Here is a 15,333-nt window from a genome sequence, read left to right on the forward strand (position 1 = left end):
GGACTAGCCCTCCGTTTTTGGAAGGTATTCGTCTAGCATGTCATCCTTAATCCGTTTCAACTCTGTTCGTGGCAAGATTGACAAGAGTTCCCATCCTAGGGTCAAACTGTCAATGATGCTACGATTGGTGTAGAAGCCTTGGTTAATGTATTCTTCCTCAAAACGGGTCGTGAATTTCACATACAATTTATCCGTTTCAGAGAGGGCTGACTCTCCAAGAACGACTGCCAATTCTTTAACCTGCTTCCCTTGGGCATAAGCTGCAAAGAGTTGGTTCATGGTTGCTGCATGGTCAGCACGCGTCTTGCCTTCACCCGTTCCCTTATCTTTCAGACGAGAAAGAGACGGCAACACATTGATTGGTGGTTTGTAACCAGCATTATACAAGTCACGCGCCAAGATAATCTGACCTTCTGTAATATAACCAGTCAAGTCAGGAATTGGGTGGGTGATATCATCCTCTGGCATGGTCAGGATTGGAATCTGAGTCACAGACCCTTTTTTACCAACCAAACGTCCCGCACGCTCGTAAAGGGTTGACAAGTTCGTGTATAAGTAACCTGGGTAACCACGACGACCTGGTACCTCACGACGAGCTGCTGAGACCTCACGAAGGGCTTCACAGTAGTTGGTCATGTCTGTCATGATAACCAAAACGTGCATGTCTTTTTCATAAGCCAAATACTCGGCTGTCGTCAAGGCCATTTTTGGTGTGGCAATACGCTCAATCGCTGGGTCGTTAGCTAAGTTGATAAACATGACTGAACGCTCAATGGCACCTGTCTTACGGAAGTCTTCCATGAAATATTCCGCTTCTTCAAAGGTAATCCCCATTGCTGCAAAGACAACGGCAAATTTCTCATCTGAGTTAAGTACAGTCGCTTGACGGGCAATCTGAGCAGCTAATTCCTTATGAGGCAGACCTGAGCCAGAGAACACTGGCAATTTCTGACCACGCACGAGCGTGTTCAAATGGTCAATGGCTGAGATACCTGTTTGGATAAATTCATCTGGGTAGTCACGACGGATTGGGTTAATCGCTTGGCCATTGATATCAAGGCTTTGCTCTGCCAAAATCTCTGGACCACCATCCTTGACCTTACCCATTCCATCAAAGACACGTCCAAGCATGTCTTCTGACACCGCAAGTTCTAGCGGTTTACCACGGAAACGAACTTTCGTATCACGCAAGTTAATTCCTGCGGCACTTTCAAAGAGCTGCACAACAGCCTTGTCTTCTTGAACTTCCAAGACTTGACCGCGACGGGTTGAGCCATCTTGGGTTTGAATATCAACTAGCTCATCAAACTTGATGCCTTCAACACCCTCAACCATCATCAGAGGGCCGACAACTTCGCTGACCGTTTTGTATTCTTTAATCATTGGCAGTCATTCCTCCTTTCGCCACAATCGCTTTAAGCTCTTCTGGGATTGACAATAGCAGAGCTTCTAATTGATCGAGGTCTTTTTCAGCAACATACTTGGCACGCGCAATACGGTCACGTAAAGCAACTGTCCCTGATAAAATTTCATTGTAGTAGGCACCTAGCTCTAATGCTTTACGCGCTTCTTTTTCAAAGGTACTAATCAAGTCAAGCATGAGTGATTGTTTTGCATAAGACGTAAAGGTATCCACTTCATCAAAGGCATTTTGTTGGAGATAGTCCTCACGGATCATACGGGCAATCAACATGGTAATCTTGTCCTTATCAGATAGGGAATCAAGACCAACCAAACGCACGATTTCTTCCAATTCTGACTCTTCTTGAAGAGTTTTCATGGCATGCGTTACTTTCTCAGACCAGTTTGTTCCCAATTTTTCATTGAGGTATTTACCAATTTCATCTGAATAAAGTGAATAAGATGACAACCAGTTCATTGATGGGAAGTGACGTTTTTGTGCCAAGAGAGCATCCAATCCCCAGAACACTTTAACGATACGAAGCGTATTTTGCGTAACAGGCTCAGAAATATCTCCTCCAGGAGGTGATACTGCACCAATAGCTGTAACAGACCCTTCACGCCCTGTGCTACCAAGTGAAATGACTTTACCCGCACGCTCATAGTATTCTGCAATACGGCTACCAAGATAAGCTGGATATCCTTCGTCACCAGGCATTTCTTCCAAACGCCCTGACATTTCACGGAGCGCCTCTGCCCAACGAGAGGTAGAGTCAGCCATGATCGCAACATTGTAACCCATGTCACGGAAGTATTCTGCAATGGTGATACCTGTATAAATAGAGGCCTCACGTGCCGCTACGGGCATGTTAGACGTATTAGCAATCAAAATGGTGCGGTTCATCAATGACTGGCCAGTATTTGGGTCAATCAATTCTGGGAACTCATTCAAAACGTCAGTCATTTCATTTCCACGTTCCCCACAACCAACGTAAACGACGATGTCCACGTCAGACCATTTCGCCACTTGGTGTTGCACAACAGTTTTACCAGCCCCAAATGGTCCAGGTACCGCAGCTCCACCACCCTTAGCAACTGGGAAGAAAGTGTCAATGACACGTTGACCAGTCAACATCGGTTCTCTTGGATTTAATTTTTGAGCAAATGGACGACCACGACGAACTGGCCATTTTTGCATCAAGGTAAAGCTTTCTTCGCCAGTCGCTGTTTCAAGAACATAAACCGTATCATCTAAGGTGTAGTCACCTTCTTTGATAGATTTAACAACCCCTTCTTTACCGAAAGGTACCATAATGCGGTGCTCAATAACAGAGGTTTCTTGAACCGTTCCGACAATATCTCCAGCAACCACCTTGTCACCAACTGTAACTGTTGGGGCAAAATGCCATACTTTTTGTCGGCTTAGAGGCTTAACTTCTACACCACGTAAAAGGAAGTCACTGTTTGTTTCTTCATGGTAGGTATCTAAAGGACGTTGAATTCCATCAAACATCTGCGAGAGAATACCAGGTCCTAACTCTACTGAGAGAGCTTCACCAGTCGTCACAACTGGCTCACCAGGACCAATTCCTGATGTTTCTTCGTAAACCTGAATAGATGCGACATCTTTACGCATCTCAATGATTTCACCAATAAGGCCAATAGTTCCGACCTTACAAATATCTTGAATATTAGCATCTTCCATGCCACTAGCCATGACCAGCGGACCAGATACTTTTATAATTGTTCCAGTTTTCACACGAGCTCCTTTCATCAGATCTTTTCGTGTTTTATCTTCTAGAGAATATTCTGCCCAATGGCTTTTTCAACATTATCTTGAATATTTTGCATACCTAGCCCCAAACTCCCTTTATGATTAGGAATTAGGATAACTGCAGGCACTGCCTGACTGCGGTAGCACTCTAACGTTTCAGGGATTTCTTGAGCCAGACTTTCTGTCACATAAATAATCCCATAATTATCCTGAGCCAATTGGTCAATCGTTTGGCGAGCCACTCGGCTTGTTTTCGCATCAAAAATATCAAAGCCAATCATCTTGAAAGGGAGAATCGAGTCTTTATCACCGACAACAGCAATCTTATAAGTCATAAATCGGTCTCATCCTTTCTCTCAGCATAGCTTGGTCAAAATGGTTTACCTTGCCTGTTAAGATGAGGCGAAGATTTTTGACTTCCATTTCCTTGTAATAGTGATAGGCTAATAATGGTAAATAGCCAAAGGCTTCAAAGCGAGCCTCATCCAAATAGACATGTGATACACGATCACGTGCCAGTTCGAGCGATAAATTTAAGTTTCCATTTTGATCAATCATACCTGCTAGAGCACCAGCATAGGCTGTTTCATTCAACAAGTTAAGAATCTCTTCGTACCGATTGGCTTGCGCTAGCCCAATGAGTTCTAGTTGATTAAGTTGACCTTCATTTGATAAAACAGTTATCAGAAAGGCTCGCGACAGCTTTTTATCCCGCAAGCGGAAAATACAATTCAAATTATAAAGATCAACCCAAGCCTGTACCATGTTAAGAATAACTGAGTCATCTAACTCGCGCGCAACTGCTACCAAGTGTTTGAAGTAACGACGGTCAAGAAGGATATCAACACTTTCTAGTCGTCCATACTCACGATAATCTTGACAGGTATCCTGCACCGCTTGTACCAAGAGTTCTGGTAAGGTTTCAGATTGTTCTGTCTTGACTAGATTTCTCAACTCATCAATAGGATACCCCCCCATAGGTAAGAGGAGATCTGTTAACTCCAAACCTGCTAAATGATTTTTCAAAAGTACTTTTAGATTATGATAAGTATAAATCAGAGAAAAAATCTGAGCTACTGGGGCATCTTCAACTTGTTCTGTCACAAATTCAGATGTTTTAGCCAACTCTGCCATTAATAGCGGTTCAAAATCCTCAGTAAGATCATGGTATTGAGTTGATTTCAACAGTTGCTGAGCTTGAACGAAGTCTTTAGCCTTTAGCAGACTTTCAAAGGTATCTCGACTCAATAATTCCTTTTCACGAATACGGACAGCCGTATTGATACTTGCATAGTCAATATCTAGCATAGCAACCTCCTTGCTATCCAAGTTGACGTGACAAACGTCCCATCATGTCTTGGGTCAAATCAGTTAAAAGGGCACGGAAAAGGTAATTGTAACGCACACCATCAGCTTCAAGAACAAAACCTGCTTCGTTTGGAATATTTTCTGCATTCAAACTCACATGAGATGGCAGGTTTAAGTCATGTTGACTCTGTTCACCTAGCTGTAAACTGTAGTGTTTACGTTTATCCAACTGTTCCAAGACGCCTTGTAAGAAGCTGTTAAAAGTTTGGCTGTCCCAATTTGCCATGGCTTGATAGGCCTTGTCAAATAAGCTACGCAACTGCTCTTGTCGATTTGAAAGAATGGCATTACGACTTTTATTGTCAATACCTTGCAAGGCCGTTGCCGTTTCTAAGGCAAATTTACTATCTAGCTTTGCTTTTTCTGCTCTTTCTTTTTCAGAAATAGCCATCAAACCTGCTTCTAGTCTTGCCTTCTCATCAGCTGTTGCTTTTTCTAATAAAAGCGACAATTCTTCCTCTTTACGGGCTAAAATATTAGCCGTAAATTCCTGTAATTCTGTCATAGGCTCACCCTTAGATAATCATCATGAGGGCAATAACAAGGCCTAGGATAGCGTACATTTCAACCATCCCTGCGTAGATAGCACCTTTCATGAAGTGCTCTTCATTTTTAGCTAAGATTTGAATACCAGCTGTTGCAACGCGACCTTGAGCAATACCTGAAGTTAGACCAGTGAATCCCATTGTCAAACCAGCTGCCAATAATTTTGCCCCGGTTTGGAAATCAAGACCGCTGCCCATTTGACCAAAAATCATCAATGAAATGATCATACCGTAAAAACCTTGCGTACCTGGCAACAATTGAAGTACCAATGATTTACCAAATTTTTCAGGTTGTTCTTTTGCAAGTGCTGCTGCTGCTTCACCAGTCATACCAGTTCCTTTCGCAGAACCAGTACCAGCCATAATCATTGAGAATGCCATACCAGCTGCCGCCATCATTGTTCCGCCATTTGCAGAAGTTAAAAATTCTAAAAAGTCTTTCATGAGTTTATTTCTCCATTTTTCTTGTTTTTAAATCGGTATATTTTTCGTAAGTTTTAAGAGGTTTAAAGGCATGACCACCACCTTCGTAGAATTTACCAAAGAATTCTACAAATTGTAAGCGGATAGCATGCACATATGCACCTAGGAAGGACATTCCCATATTGAGCATTTGTAAAGCAATAATCAGAGGAATGCCTGCTGTAAAGCGTGCTACAGGTGGCAATAGACCAACCACCATATTAAAGGAAGCCGCAATACTTGCTCCAGACACACTGAGGGCCATCAAACGAGTATAGCTAGCAATATCTCCGATATAAGAAGTTGCGCCGTATAATTTGTACAATCCTGAACCAATACCTAGTAGTTTATTCTTACTACCTACTGCTGTTCCAAGGATAATCATAGCCACGTTAAGAATGATTAACCATTTAGCAATATCTCCCAGTACAGCTTGTCCTGTAAAGTTCTGTAGGACTAGTAAAATCACACCAACCAGTAATCCAATCCAACCCAGACCATCTGAAATCGCAGAAGGGTAATCCTTAGCTTTGAGTTGTAACTGTGTATTGACTGCCAAACCAAACAGTAACTGCACCAAACCAAAGACTACTGACAATACTAAAATTGAAATAACATCTGTCGTCGTTGATAGCACATGGAAAGGTAATTCTATTCCAAAGAAGGAACCAAAGAAAAGCCCCCATAAAATAGTTGGATAGGATAAAATGTGAAACAGTTTATAGTTCTTTCTCGCACTTTTAGACGCTTTTGTCTTATTCAACAAATACCAGGTTCCGAACCATAATAATAAACCATATCCCACATCAGCAGCCATCATTCCAAAGAATACCGCATAAAACGGAGCCAAAAGAGGCGTTGGGTCAACCTCAGAATACTTAGGCAGACTATACATCTCAGTTAATGCTTCGAAAGGTTCAACAAGCGGATGATTGACTAATTGCGTTGGGATCTCTTGTTCAGAAACCTCAGTATCATCAACCAAACTGATGTAAGTGCCTTCCGGCAAAGTCTCTGCTAACAGCTCTTTCAAGTGAGAGATATCATCTTCTCTGACCCATCCAGATAAACCAACCAATTCTTGACCAGATGCCAATAATTGCTCTGCACGAAGGCGTTCTTTTTGATTGTAAAGGTCTTCTTCTAAGAACATCAAATCTGCATAATCTTGACTGAGAGCCTTTAATCTAGCAGCACCTGCTTTTTGTTCAGCTAATAATTCAGAACGCTCAATCTTGAAATCTTCCAATTGCTCGGCAGGTAATTTTCCAAACGGAAAATCAAACTGATCAAAGTGAAGAGTGTCCAAAAACTCCTTGAGCTCATGCTTAGCAGAACGATCCGCATAAACCACCAATCCTTGTTCTAAATCATTTTGAAACAGACGCTCCACATAGAAATCGTCACGCGCCAAAAGTTGATTTAGCTTTTCTTGATTGGGATCCTCAGGCAAGGTCCCTATGATAGCATAAGTTGCCTTCAATGCTCTGCGATCTTTTTTCAAAAAGGAAAGTGTCTTCCACTTATTAGCAAGCTCGATATTTTCATCCAAATCCGCCAATTGCTTCTGTAGTAAATTTTCCTTTTGCTGAAGAGCCAGAACTTGTCCTAAAAGGTCACGTTCTCTTACCTCTGTCATTTTTTTGGCAAAAGCTTGTGCAGTTAAATGGAAACGGTCACTCCAAATTTTTTTAGGGGTGACAGCTTTCAAATAAGTCTGAGCCTGCGCTACTTGAGCTAATTCTGTCTCCAGGGACTGTATTTGAGTTGTTAACTCACTCAATGTATTGTCCCCATAACGCATATCCTCTACCGCAGCCGGCTCGAAAGCTTGAAATTCTTGGACGGATTTTAAAAGTTCACCTCTCGTCTGATAATCCGTCAGAATGAGAAGTTTTTGCATTTTAGATACCGCCATACCGCGTCTTTACCTCCTCTAAAATGCTAGCAATAAGCTCAGCTTCTTTCTGAGCAACCTTATCTGTTAATCTCGCAACTTCTTCTGAAATCTGTTGCTGAGATGCCGTTTCTTTTTGGGCAATTTCGCCAGTCAACTGAGACTCTTTAGCTTTTTGATATGCTAAAATCGCTTTGCCACTAGCTTCTGCCGCAGCTGCTAAATCTTGGTCTGTCTTGTGACTAAGGGCTGAAATTGCCTCCTCATGCTCTCTTAGACGATCTGAAATTTTTCCTTCGACCTCTAAAATAGCTTGTGATGCAAGACTCATAGTCCACCTCCTTAGGAATTATCATAGCACTTTTTTCACAAAAGGTCACGTTTTTTCATCAGGGAAAATAACCAAAAAACCTTATAATAACAATATATTTACCGCTTTCTTCCTATATATAATAACCCTAAATTTGGGGGTTTTAAATTTTTTATGTTATACTTAATTTATCCTATATTTGAAAAGGCTTTCTATGACAAGTTCTCTCACTACAAAGATTTCTGCCTACTTACCTAGTATGACAAGTTTGGAGCGTAGTATTGCAGATTATTTTATTTCTCAGCAACTTACGGAGTACGATTTAGCGACGACGCAAATTACTCAGACTTTACATATTTCTCAGGCAACTTTGACACGTTTCGCTAAAAAATGTGGCTTTAAAGGCTATCGTGAATTTGTCTTTGAATACCTCAATAGTCAGAAATCAGATAAAAAAGATTTTGAGATTTTTCATTGGGATTTAACCAAACGTGTCATGCTTGATTACCATGAACTTATCCAACAGTCCCATGATTTGGTTGATGAGGAGCAACTGCAAGCCATCGCTGAAATGTTGGAAAAAGCAGATCGGGTTTACTTTTATGGAAAGGGAAGCTCTGCCCTTGTTGCCCAAGAATTAAAGCTTCGACTCATGAGATTGGGACTCATTTGTGATGCTATTAGTACCACTGAGAGCATGATTTGGAATACTAATAGTCTGACTAAAAACTGTCTCGTCATTGGATTTTCACTGTCGGGAAAAACACACTCTGTGTTATCCAGTCTTGAAAAAGCTCATGATAAAGGAGCACAGACAGTTCTCATCACGACAGCAAATTTTGAGCATAAACCAAGTTTTACAGATGTTGTTCGTGTCGCCTCTACGCACCATTTGGACTATGGTAATCGGATTTCACCACAATTTCCAATGCTGGTCATGGTTGATATTCTCTACGCCTACTTCTTAGAAATAAACAAAGCAAAGAAAGAACAAATTTTCAAAGGAACAATTATTAAATCATAAAAAAATCCTAATACTTCTATTTCAAGGTAAGTATTAGGATTTTTTAATTATCTGACTTGTCCACGTTTGTATGAATTGTTATAAACTTTATAGTCATGATCATGAAGCACTTCTGCTGCATCAGCTAACCAATTTGTATTACGAATCAGACCTCGTCCAACTTGAATCAAGTCTGCTTGGCCATTTTGTAAAATATACTCACAGAGTTCTGGGCTATTAAGAAGCCCAACCGCAGTAACTGGAATTGTGACAACTTCTTTGATTTTTGCAGAAAATCCTGCTTGATAACCACCATAAATTGGGATATTAGGGCGGATTGGTAAGAGACCTCCTGTCGAAATATCCAGCGCTGCAACCCCTAACTTTTCTAACCACTTCGAAATGTGTTGGTAATCTTCAAGTGTATTTCCAGCTTCATCGTATGATGTCACAGATAGGCGGACCCAGATAGGTTTTGAAAAGACTTTTCTAATCTCTTCAACGATTTCTTTTAGGAGGCGGAAGCGATTTTCCAAAGAACCACCATAGGCATCCGTACGTTGGTTTGTCATTGGTTCTAAAAATTGGTTAATGAGGTAACCATGAGCTCCATGAAGTTCAATCATGTCATAACCTGCTTGGTCGGCACGAATCGCTGACGCAACAAAGGCAGCTTTAATACGTTTGATATCAGCAAGGGTCATCTCTTGAGGAGCGTTGTAGCTATCGTCAAAAGGAATGGCACTTGGAGCATAGGGTGTTGGTGCATCCGCAGACTTACGGCCACCATGCCCCAACTGAACACCCACTTTAGCTCCAAAAGCATGCAGTTCAGCAACTAATGCTGATAGTGCGTCCTTTTGGTCATCATTCCAAAGCCCTAAATCATGCTTCGTTAGACGTCCATCTGGTTCAATAGCTGTCGCTTCTTGAATGATAAGGCCAACCCCTCCTATAGCACGCGCACCGTAGTGAGCATGGTGAAAAGCAGTAGGAAGACCATCTTCTGCTTTAACCTCGTACATACACATTGGGGGCATGACCACACGATTTTTTAGCGATAGACCAGCTAGTTCAACTGGTGACAATAACATTGACATAGCAACCTCCTTTTCACGTCAGTAAGCCCAACAGATACTTACCTTATTATTGCCGTTATTGTAGCAAAAAATGCCAGTATTGTCATAAAAGAAAAATGAGAGTGGGACAAAAATCCAGTGGATGTTTTAGGTGGACACTTGAAAATGAAGAGGTGTCCAGTTGCAGACCTCCAATCAACCACTGCGTTGATCTGTTATTACTATACAAAAAGAGAAGGTTGAGATATTTTATCCCAACCTCATTATTTTGGCTCTATAATTTCTGTAGTGGAATGAGTAAATCCCACTACTGTTGACAATAAGTCATTATTTTTAACAAGTTAAAACACAACTTCCCGTCAGAAAATCATAGACCAAATCATTTACTTTGACATGCATAGCATCATGTCCATAATCTGGTAAGATATAGTGTGATTTCTCTGTTGTCAATCGATTGTAAATGGCAAATTGAGTTGATGGTGGACAGACATCATCTTCCAAGCCTGTTATAAAAAGAACAGGACACGTGATGCGATGAGCAAAATTTTTCACATCCATATAAGCTAGGGTACCTAACACCGCTTTTTCAGTGTCATGAAAAGGATCTGAATATTTAAAATATCTGAAGAATTCATCGTAAGGCTCCGTTGTCAACCCTAATTCTAAGATACGCTTAAAGTCAGATAAAAACGGATAGATACTAGCGGTTTTTGTGATTTTGGGTGACAAAGCTGACGCAATAAGGGCTAAAGCTCCTCCTTGAGAAGCTCCGTAACTGTATAATTGTTGTTCATCTACCCATTCAAAATCAGCCACGATATCAATCAGTTTCACAATTGAGCGATAAACATCTACAAAGAATAACTCTTTAGGACCGTCTAACATCCCACGAATCACTTGCCCTTTAACCGTAATTCCCGAGTAATCTCCCACATCACGTGACTGCCCTGCTTGTCCAGGAACATCCATAAAGACCGCTCCCATACCTTCTGCAGTATATTTGAGCCCTTCTGTCCAGTCGGGGCTTTTACCTTGATAACCGTGGAAATAAAAGACTACAGGACAAGAGGTGACACCTTTAGGGAAGAGGCACTTCGCAAAAATAGTCGATCCTTTTGGCGAAGGGAATCTCAACTCATAACAATCAACTGATTTGAGACCAAAGTCTTTCTCTGTCAACTCATAGGTTGGCACTGACGTTTCTAACAAAAGACTATTCCAAAACTCATCGAAATCTGCAGGAATCTCATCGCGACCTTTATAGGTTTTCATCTCCTGCAAAGTCATCGTATCCTTCATCATTTTTCCCCCAATTTACTTATGAAATGATAATAAGCACCTAACATTCCTGCATCATTTTGATGCTGAGCAAAGGCTAATTGTGTCTTTTCAGCAATACTTGGAACCAAAACTTCCTTGAGCATTGCCTCTAATTCAGGCCGCAAGTAATCTTCTTGAGCCATGATGCCGCCACCTAAAATAACAATCTCAGGATTGACCACATAACAAATACTAGCAATTCCTAAAGCAAGATTTTTAACGAGTTGTGAAATAGCAGAGCGACAAATGTCATTGCCTGATCTAGCTTCTGTAAAAACACGACGTCCATTCCAATCACTAACATCATCACCTGTAGCTTCCGCAACTGTTTTAACTAGAGCAGTCGTTGAGGCAATATCTTGAAAAGCTCCATTCGGAAGAGGGATATAGCCGACTTCACAGGCTGAATAAGATGACCCATGGAAAATCTGTCCACCCTGAATGAGACAGCCTCCGATACCTGTTCCAATGGTTAAGCAAAGTGATAATGAACTTCCCTTTCCAGCTCCAGAAATACTTTCTGCTAGACCAGCACAGTTTACATCATTTTCAATTTCACAAGGAAGATTAAAGCGCTCTTCAATAACTTTTTTAAACTGAGTTCCCGCATAATTTGGGATTTGAGGACCTGCGTAGAAAATTTCTCCTTTAACAGGGTCAACCATCCCCGCGGAAGAAATAGCAACTCCCTTTAGCTCTGCCTTTTCTTTAAAAGATACAACGAGTGAACAAACAAGTTCTAAGATGTGAGGTCCACCCAAATGAGCTTCAGTTGGTGTTTCATAGCGTTCCACAATAAGACCCTTATCATCAATCAAGCCATACTTCACAGCTGTTCCACCAATATCAATCGCTAAAGTAACCATAGTTACCTCCTAGCAAAAACGTTCCTTAGCGGCACGAATAAGACTAGCTGCCTCTTCTACCACCACTTGATCTTCTTCAGTTAACGGGCTAAGTGGCAAGCGAACAGAACCCAGATTTAGACCATCATTAATAGCCATAACACCTTTGATAACAGCATACATATGACCTTTACCAGAACAAAGTTTAGCGATAATAGCATTGATAGCGTATTGAAGATCTTTAGCAGTTTCTAAATCTTTCTCAGCAATTAACTCATTAAGTTTCAAGAAAAGTTCAGGCATAACACCATAAGTACCACCAATACCACCAGCAGCCCCCATCAAACGACCACCTAAGAATTGTTCGTCTGGACCATTGAACACAAGATGGCCATCACCTGCAATAGCATTAAAAGTCTCAATATCTTGGACAGGCATTGATGAATTTTTAACACCAATAACACGTGGATTTTTCAACATTTCACGGTAAAGACTTGGAGTTAAGGCAATTCCTGCTAACTGTGGAATATTGTAAATGACAAAATCAGTATTTGGAGCAGCACTTGAGATTGCATTCCAATAGTTTGCTACTGAGGCTTCTGGTAGGCGGAAATAGATTGGTGGAATAGCTGCAATCGCATCAACTCCAAGACTTTCTGCATGAGCTGCTAGTTCCATACTATCTTTGGTATTATTGCAAGCAACATGGGCAATAATGGTTAATTTCCCTTCCGCCACTGCCATCACTTCTTCAAGAACTAATTTACGATCCGCAACACTTTGATAAATACATTCCCCGGAAGAACCATTCACATAAAGTCCCTTAACACCTTTATCAATAAAATATTGTGTCAAAGCACGTACGCCTTCTGGACTGATTTCACCAGCTTCATCATAACAAGCGTAGAAAGCTGGAATGACGCCCTCATATTTTTCGAGATTTTTCATTATTTTAGTTTCTCCAATTTTCTAAGTCATAGGATATCTATTCAAGAACTGTTCAATCATATGATAAACACTTCGGCATTATGTTATCCTTTTTTCAATTAAGTAAAGATGCCCATAAACTAAGCCAGCATATCCTCCTAGGCTCAAGAGTGACAAACCTATCAATAAGGTAAATCCTGAATAGAAAAGAATAAATAGGATACCCAATAAGACTGTCATCGTGATTAGAGTTACTGGTAAATGAATGCCAGCCAGTAAAAATGAGCGTTTAAGGGCTTCTTTGATTGGTAGTTCCATCCTTGTCTCCAAAGGATAGACCATAAGAAAGGTCATGGTCACAAGAAATAAAACACTAAAACTTAGCACTTTAATAAGCTGCGCAACCAACGTTTCCTGACCTAAGAGGAGGATGATATCAAGAAGACATACCATAATCAAAAGAAGTTCTAAAAGTCCTAAACCAAGCCCTTTCTTGCTGCTAAATTCCTTTAAGTAGATTCTGATAACGGATAGTTGCGCACTTTGTCGCCTCTTAACTAAGGTCTCATAGAGACTACGTTTGGCCATACCAATTGTAAATACAGGTAAGCAAGTTAAGATGAAAATCACGTTAACCAAAAACAAATCATAGATAAGGGCACAGATACGCACAAAGGCATTGTCTAGCCCAAAAATCGTTTTGATGATGCTCGTTGATGTTTTTTTCATCTTTACCTCCTATATTTTCAATTAATCAATTAAAACCTTAATTACGCACTTTTTAACGGCTCTTAAATGCTCTTTAAAAAGATTTGGTCGATGAGGTTCTTCAGGAAAGAACAAAGTGGCATAACCATCAACAAGGTCAAAATCATAGCTTCGTTTACAAGAAACAAAACCGATGTCTCTGTCCTTATCAAAGTCAACCAATTCTACCTTTTCTCCAGAACCATAACGAATGAGTTCTTCACCTTCAATAATAAGGTGACAATCTAGGTACTTTTCGTGGTATTCAAAACGATTTTCTAAACTATCATCCAATATATTTTCTTGAATAAAGAAAAAAGCATTTTTATCATCAATATCATAGGTACCTACTGTCAATTTGCTGACGTCATTTTCCTCAAGGTAAGTTAACGCCTTATCCAAATTGGGATGAATACCTTTGTAGAGTCCAAGATTTTTGATGTGGTCGTAAATCATTTTTAACTCCTCGTACTGTATATATCCTAATAATTTAGACAGTAGAAATATCTTCTATGAGATAGTCCTGCTGTCTAATTAAACTATTTTACAATTTCTGAAAGTTTTACCTTTCTATCTTCATTAATTGATAAAGTACACGCATCTGCTGTCGCAATGGCTTCTAGAGCAGCCTCACCTGTTAACAATTTAATAAATTCCTCTGACACCGTTTTTCCCTCCATAATACCATGTAGATACTGCATTTCTTTTGCAATAATAGAAGATAACCACATAGGAGTACGTTTTCCTGGCTTACCGTAAGCAATTGCTCCATCCATTTCAGTACTATGATAAATTCTTGTACGATCATCATCCTCTTCTTGAGTTTCATGTACCAAGAAATAGGTTTCTTCACCATTAACTTTTAGCGTGCCTCGGCAATTAAACATATCAATTTTAATAGCACCTTTAGTTCCTTGGATAAGTACATAATGTTCTCCCCAACGATATGCTGATCCCCATTCTAAAAGTGCAAACCGTTTTCCTGAAAACTCCATGTTTACAAAAATCATATCATCTTCATCACCAAAATTCTCACCTTTATGTGCAACATTTCCACCAGTCATTGTAACTGTTTCTGGCATACCACCCATTAAAAATTGGACACAATCTAATTCATGAATATGGTGATAAAGATGTCCACCTGATTTTTCACGAATTTTTTTCCAAGAAATCGTTTCTTGTTCTTCTTCCCAACCATTCCGAGCAGTATGGCAATAAAGAATATCACCAATGACGCCATCATTGATCAATTCTTTAGCGTGGTGAACACCGTTGAAGAAATTCATAATATGTCCAGCCATAAAGGTTACACCACACTTTTTACAAGTATCAACCATCTCACGACAATCTTGATAGGATAAAGCAATAGGCTTTTCACAAAAGACGTGTTTCCCATTTTGTGCTGCTTTAATAACTGGTTCTTTATGTAAATTATTAGGAGTCGCGACAATAATACAATCAACATCTGCACTAGATACCAATTCATCTAGCGAGCTTGCTACACGAGCACCTAATTCTTCACCAATAGCTATTGCATTTTCAGGGTCATAAACAACTGTAATTTCTGCTCCCTCATTTGTTGTTAGTGCTCTTGCTAATTCTGCACCAAAATAACCTGTACCAACTACTCCATATTTAATCATAATTATCTTCTT

At 40.3% G+C, this 15,333-nt stretch carries 16 protein-coding genes; 1 reads left to right on the forward strand and 15 read right to left on the reverse strand.

From position 1 onward, the window contains the following. Positions 1 to 3: 3 nt before the first annotated feature. The 8 genes from GZ996_RS03755 to GZ996_RS03790 are packed head-to-tail and all read right to left on the reverse strand — an operon-like array spanning position 4 to position 7,778. Entirely contained in the window at positions 4 to 1,389 is a 1,386-nt protein-coding gene (locus tag GZ996_RS03755; RefSeq protein WP_156806174.1) for a V-type ATP synthase subunit B, read from the reverse strand. Continuing rightward, positions 1,376 to 3,160: a V-type ATP synthase subunit A gene (locus tag GZ996_RS03760; protein WP_162011356.1), complete on the reverse strand. Its 1,785-nt coding sequence runs from the start codon at positions 3,158 to 3,160 to the stop codon at positions 1,376 to 1,378. Before GZ996_RS03760 ends, GZ996_RS03755 begins: the two co-directional genes overlap by 14 nt. 38 nt (positions 3,161 to 3,198) lie before the next feature. Beyond that, positions 3,199 to 3,510 (reverse strand): V-type ATP synthase subunit F, encoded by a 312-nt coding sequence (locus GZ996_RS03765; RefSeq protein ID WP_162011357.1) that lies wholly within the window; start codon positions 3,508 to 3,510, stop codon positions 3,199 to 3,201. Beyond that, positions 3,500 to 4,483, reverse strand: coding sequence for a V-type ATPase subunit (locus GZ996_RS03770; protein ID WP_156806177.1), 984 nt, complete (start codon positions 4,481 to 4,483; stop codon positions 3,500 to 3,502). The genes GZ996_RS03765 and GZ996_RS03770 overlap by 11 nt, the downstream gene beginning before the upstream one ends. Positions 4,484 to 4,496: 13 nt before the next feature. Next, entirely contained in the window at positions 4,497 to 5,048 is a 552-nt protein-coding gene (locus GZ996_RS03775; protein ID WP_156806178.1) for a hypothetical protein, read from the reverse strand. Between the two features lie 10 nt (positions 5,049 to 5,058). Next, entirely contained in the window at positions 5,059 to 5,532 is a 474-nt protein-coding gene (locus GZ996_RS03780) for a V-type ATP synthase subunit K (RefSeq protein WP_156806179.1), read from the reverse strand. A gap of 4 nt (positions 5,533 to 5,536) precedes the next feature. Then, positions 5,537 to 7,468, reverse strand: coding sequence for a V-type ATP synthase subunit I (locus GZ996_RS03785; protein ID WP_162011358.1), 1,932 nt, complete (start codon positions 7,466 to 7,468; stop codon positions 5,537 to 5,539). Continuing rightward, positions 7,455 to 7,778 (reverse strand): hypothetical protein, encoded by a 324-nt coding sequence (locus GZ996_RS03790; RefSeq protein ID WP_156806181.1) that lies wholly within the window; start codon positions 7,776 to 7,778, stop codon positions 7,455 to 7,457. The genes GZ996_RS03785 and GZ996_RS03790 overlap by 14 nt, the downstream gene beginning before the upstream one ends. A 193-nt stretch (positions 7,779 to 7,971) precedes the next feature. On the opposite strand from GZ996_RS03790, the gene GZ996_RS03795 reads away from it, so the two are divergent. Further along, a complete protein-coding gene (locus tag GZ996_RS03795; RefSeq protein WP_161980244.1) occupies positions 7,972 to 8,781 on the forward strand; it encodes a MurR/RpiR family transcriptional regulator in 810 nt (269 codons plus the stop codon). 47 nt (positions 8,782 to 8,828) lie between these two features. On the opposite strand, the gene GZ996_RS03800 is transcribed toward GZ996_RS03795, so the two are convergent. The 7 genes from GZ996_RS03800 to GZ996_RS03830 all read right to left on the reverse strand — a co-directional run bounded on the left by GZ996_RS03800 (position 8,829) and on the right by GZ996_RS03830 (position 15,321). After that, positions 8,829 to 9,860: an NADH:flavin oxidoreductase/NADH oxidase gene (locus tag GZ996_RS03800; protein ID WP_156806183.1), complete on the reverse strand. Its 1,032-nt coding sequence runs from the start codon at positions 9,858 to 9,860 to the stop codon at positions 8,829 to 8,831. 312 nt (positions 9,861 to 10,172) lie between these two features. Next, positions 10,173 to 11,138, reverse strand: a complete 966-nt coding sequence (locus tag GZ996_RS03805; RefSeq protein WP_162011384.1) for an acetylxylan esterase — start codon at positions 11,136 to 11,138, stop codon at positions 10,173 to 10,175. Beyond that, complete coding sequence (locus GZ996_RS03810) at positions 11,138 to 12,025, reverse strand: ROK family protein (RefSeq protein ID WP_162011359.1); 888 nt, start codon at positions 12,023 to 12,025, stop codon at positions 11,138 to 11,140. The genes GZ996_RS03805 and GZ996_RS03810 overlap by 1 nt, the downstream gene beginning before the upstream one ends. 9 nt (positions 12,026 to 12,034) lie before the next feature. After that, entirely contained in the window at positions 12,035 to 12,952 is a 918-nt protein-coding gene (locus GZ996_RS03815) for a dihydrodipicolinate synthase family protein (protein ID WP_162011360.1), read from the reverse strand. 78 nt (positions 12,953 to 13,030) lie between these two features. Continuing rightward, on the reverse strand, positions 13,031 to 13,660 hold the full coding sequence (locus GZ996_RS03820) for a DUF624 domain-containing protein (RefSeq protein WP_162011361.1): 630 nt from the start codon (positions 13,658 to 13,660) through the stop codon (positions 13,031 to 13,033). A gap of 21 nt (positions 13,661 to 13,681) precedes the next feature. After that, positions 13,682 to 14,134: a YhcH/YjgK/YiaL family protein gene (locus GZ996_RS03825; RefSeq protein WP_156806188.1), complete on the reverse strand. Its 453-nt coding sequence runs from the start codon at positions 14,132 to 14,134 to the stop codon at positions 13,682 to 13,684. An 83-nt stretch (positions 14,135 to 14,217) separates the two neighbouring features. Beyond that, positions 14,218 to 15,321, reverse strand: coding sequence for a Gfo/Idh/MocA family protein (locus GZ996_RS03830; protein ID WP_156806189.1), 1,104 nt, complete (start codon positions 15,319 to 15,321; stop codon positions 14,218 to 14,220). Positions 15,322 to 15,333 lie beyond the last annotated feature (12 nt).

Origin of the sequence: Streptococcus sp. S784/96/1, from assembly GCF_902729355.1 — a bacterium.
In the GTDB taxonomy this organism is placed as follows: domain Bacteria; phylum Bacillota; class Bacilli; order Lactobacillales; family Streptococcaceae; genus Streptococcus; species Streptococcus caledonicus.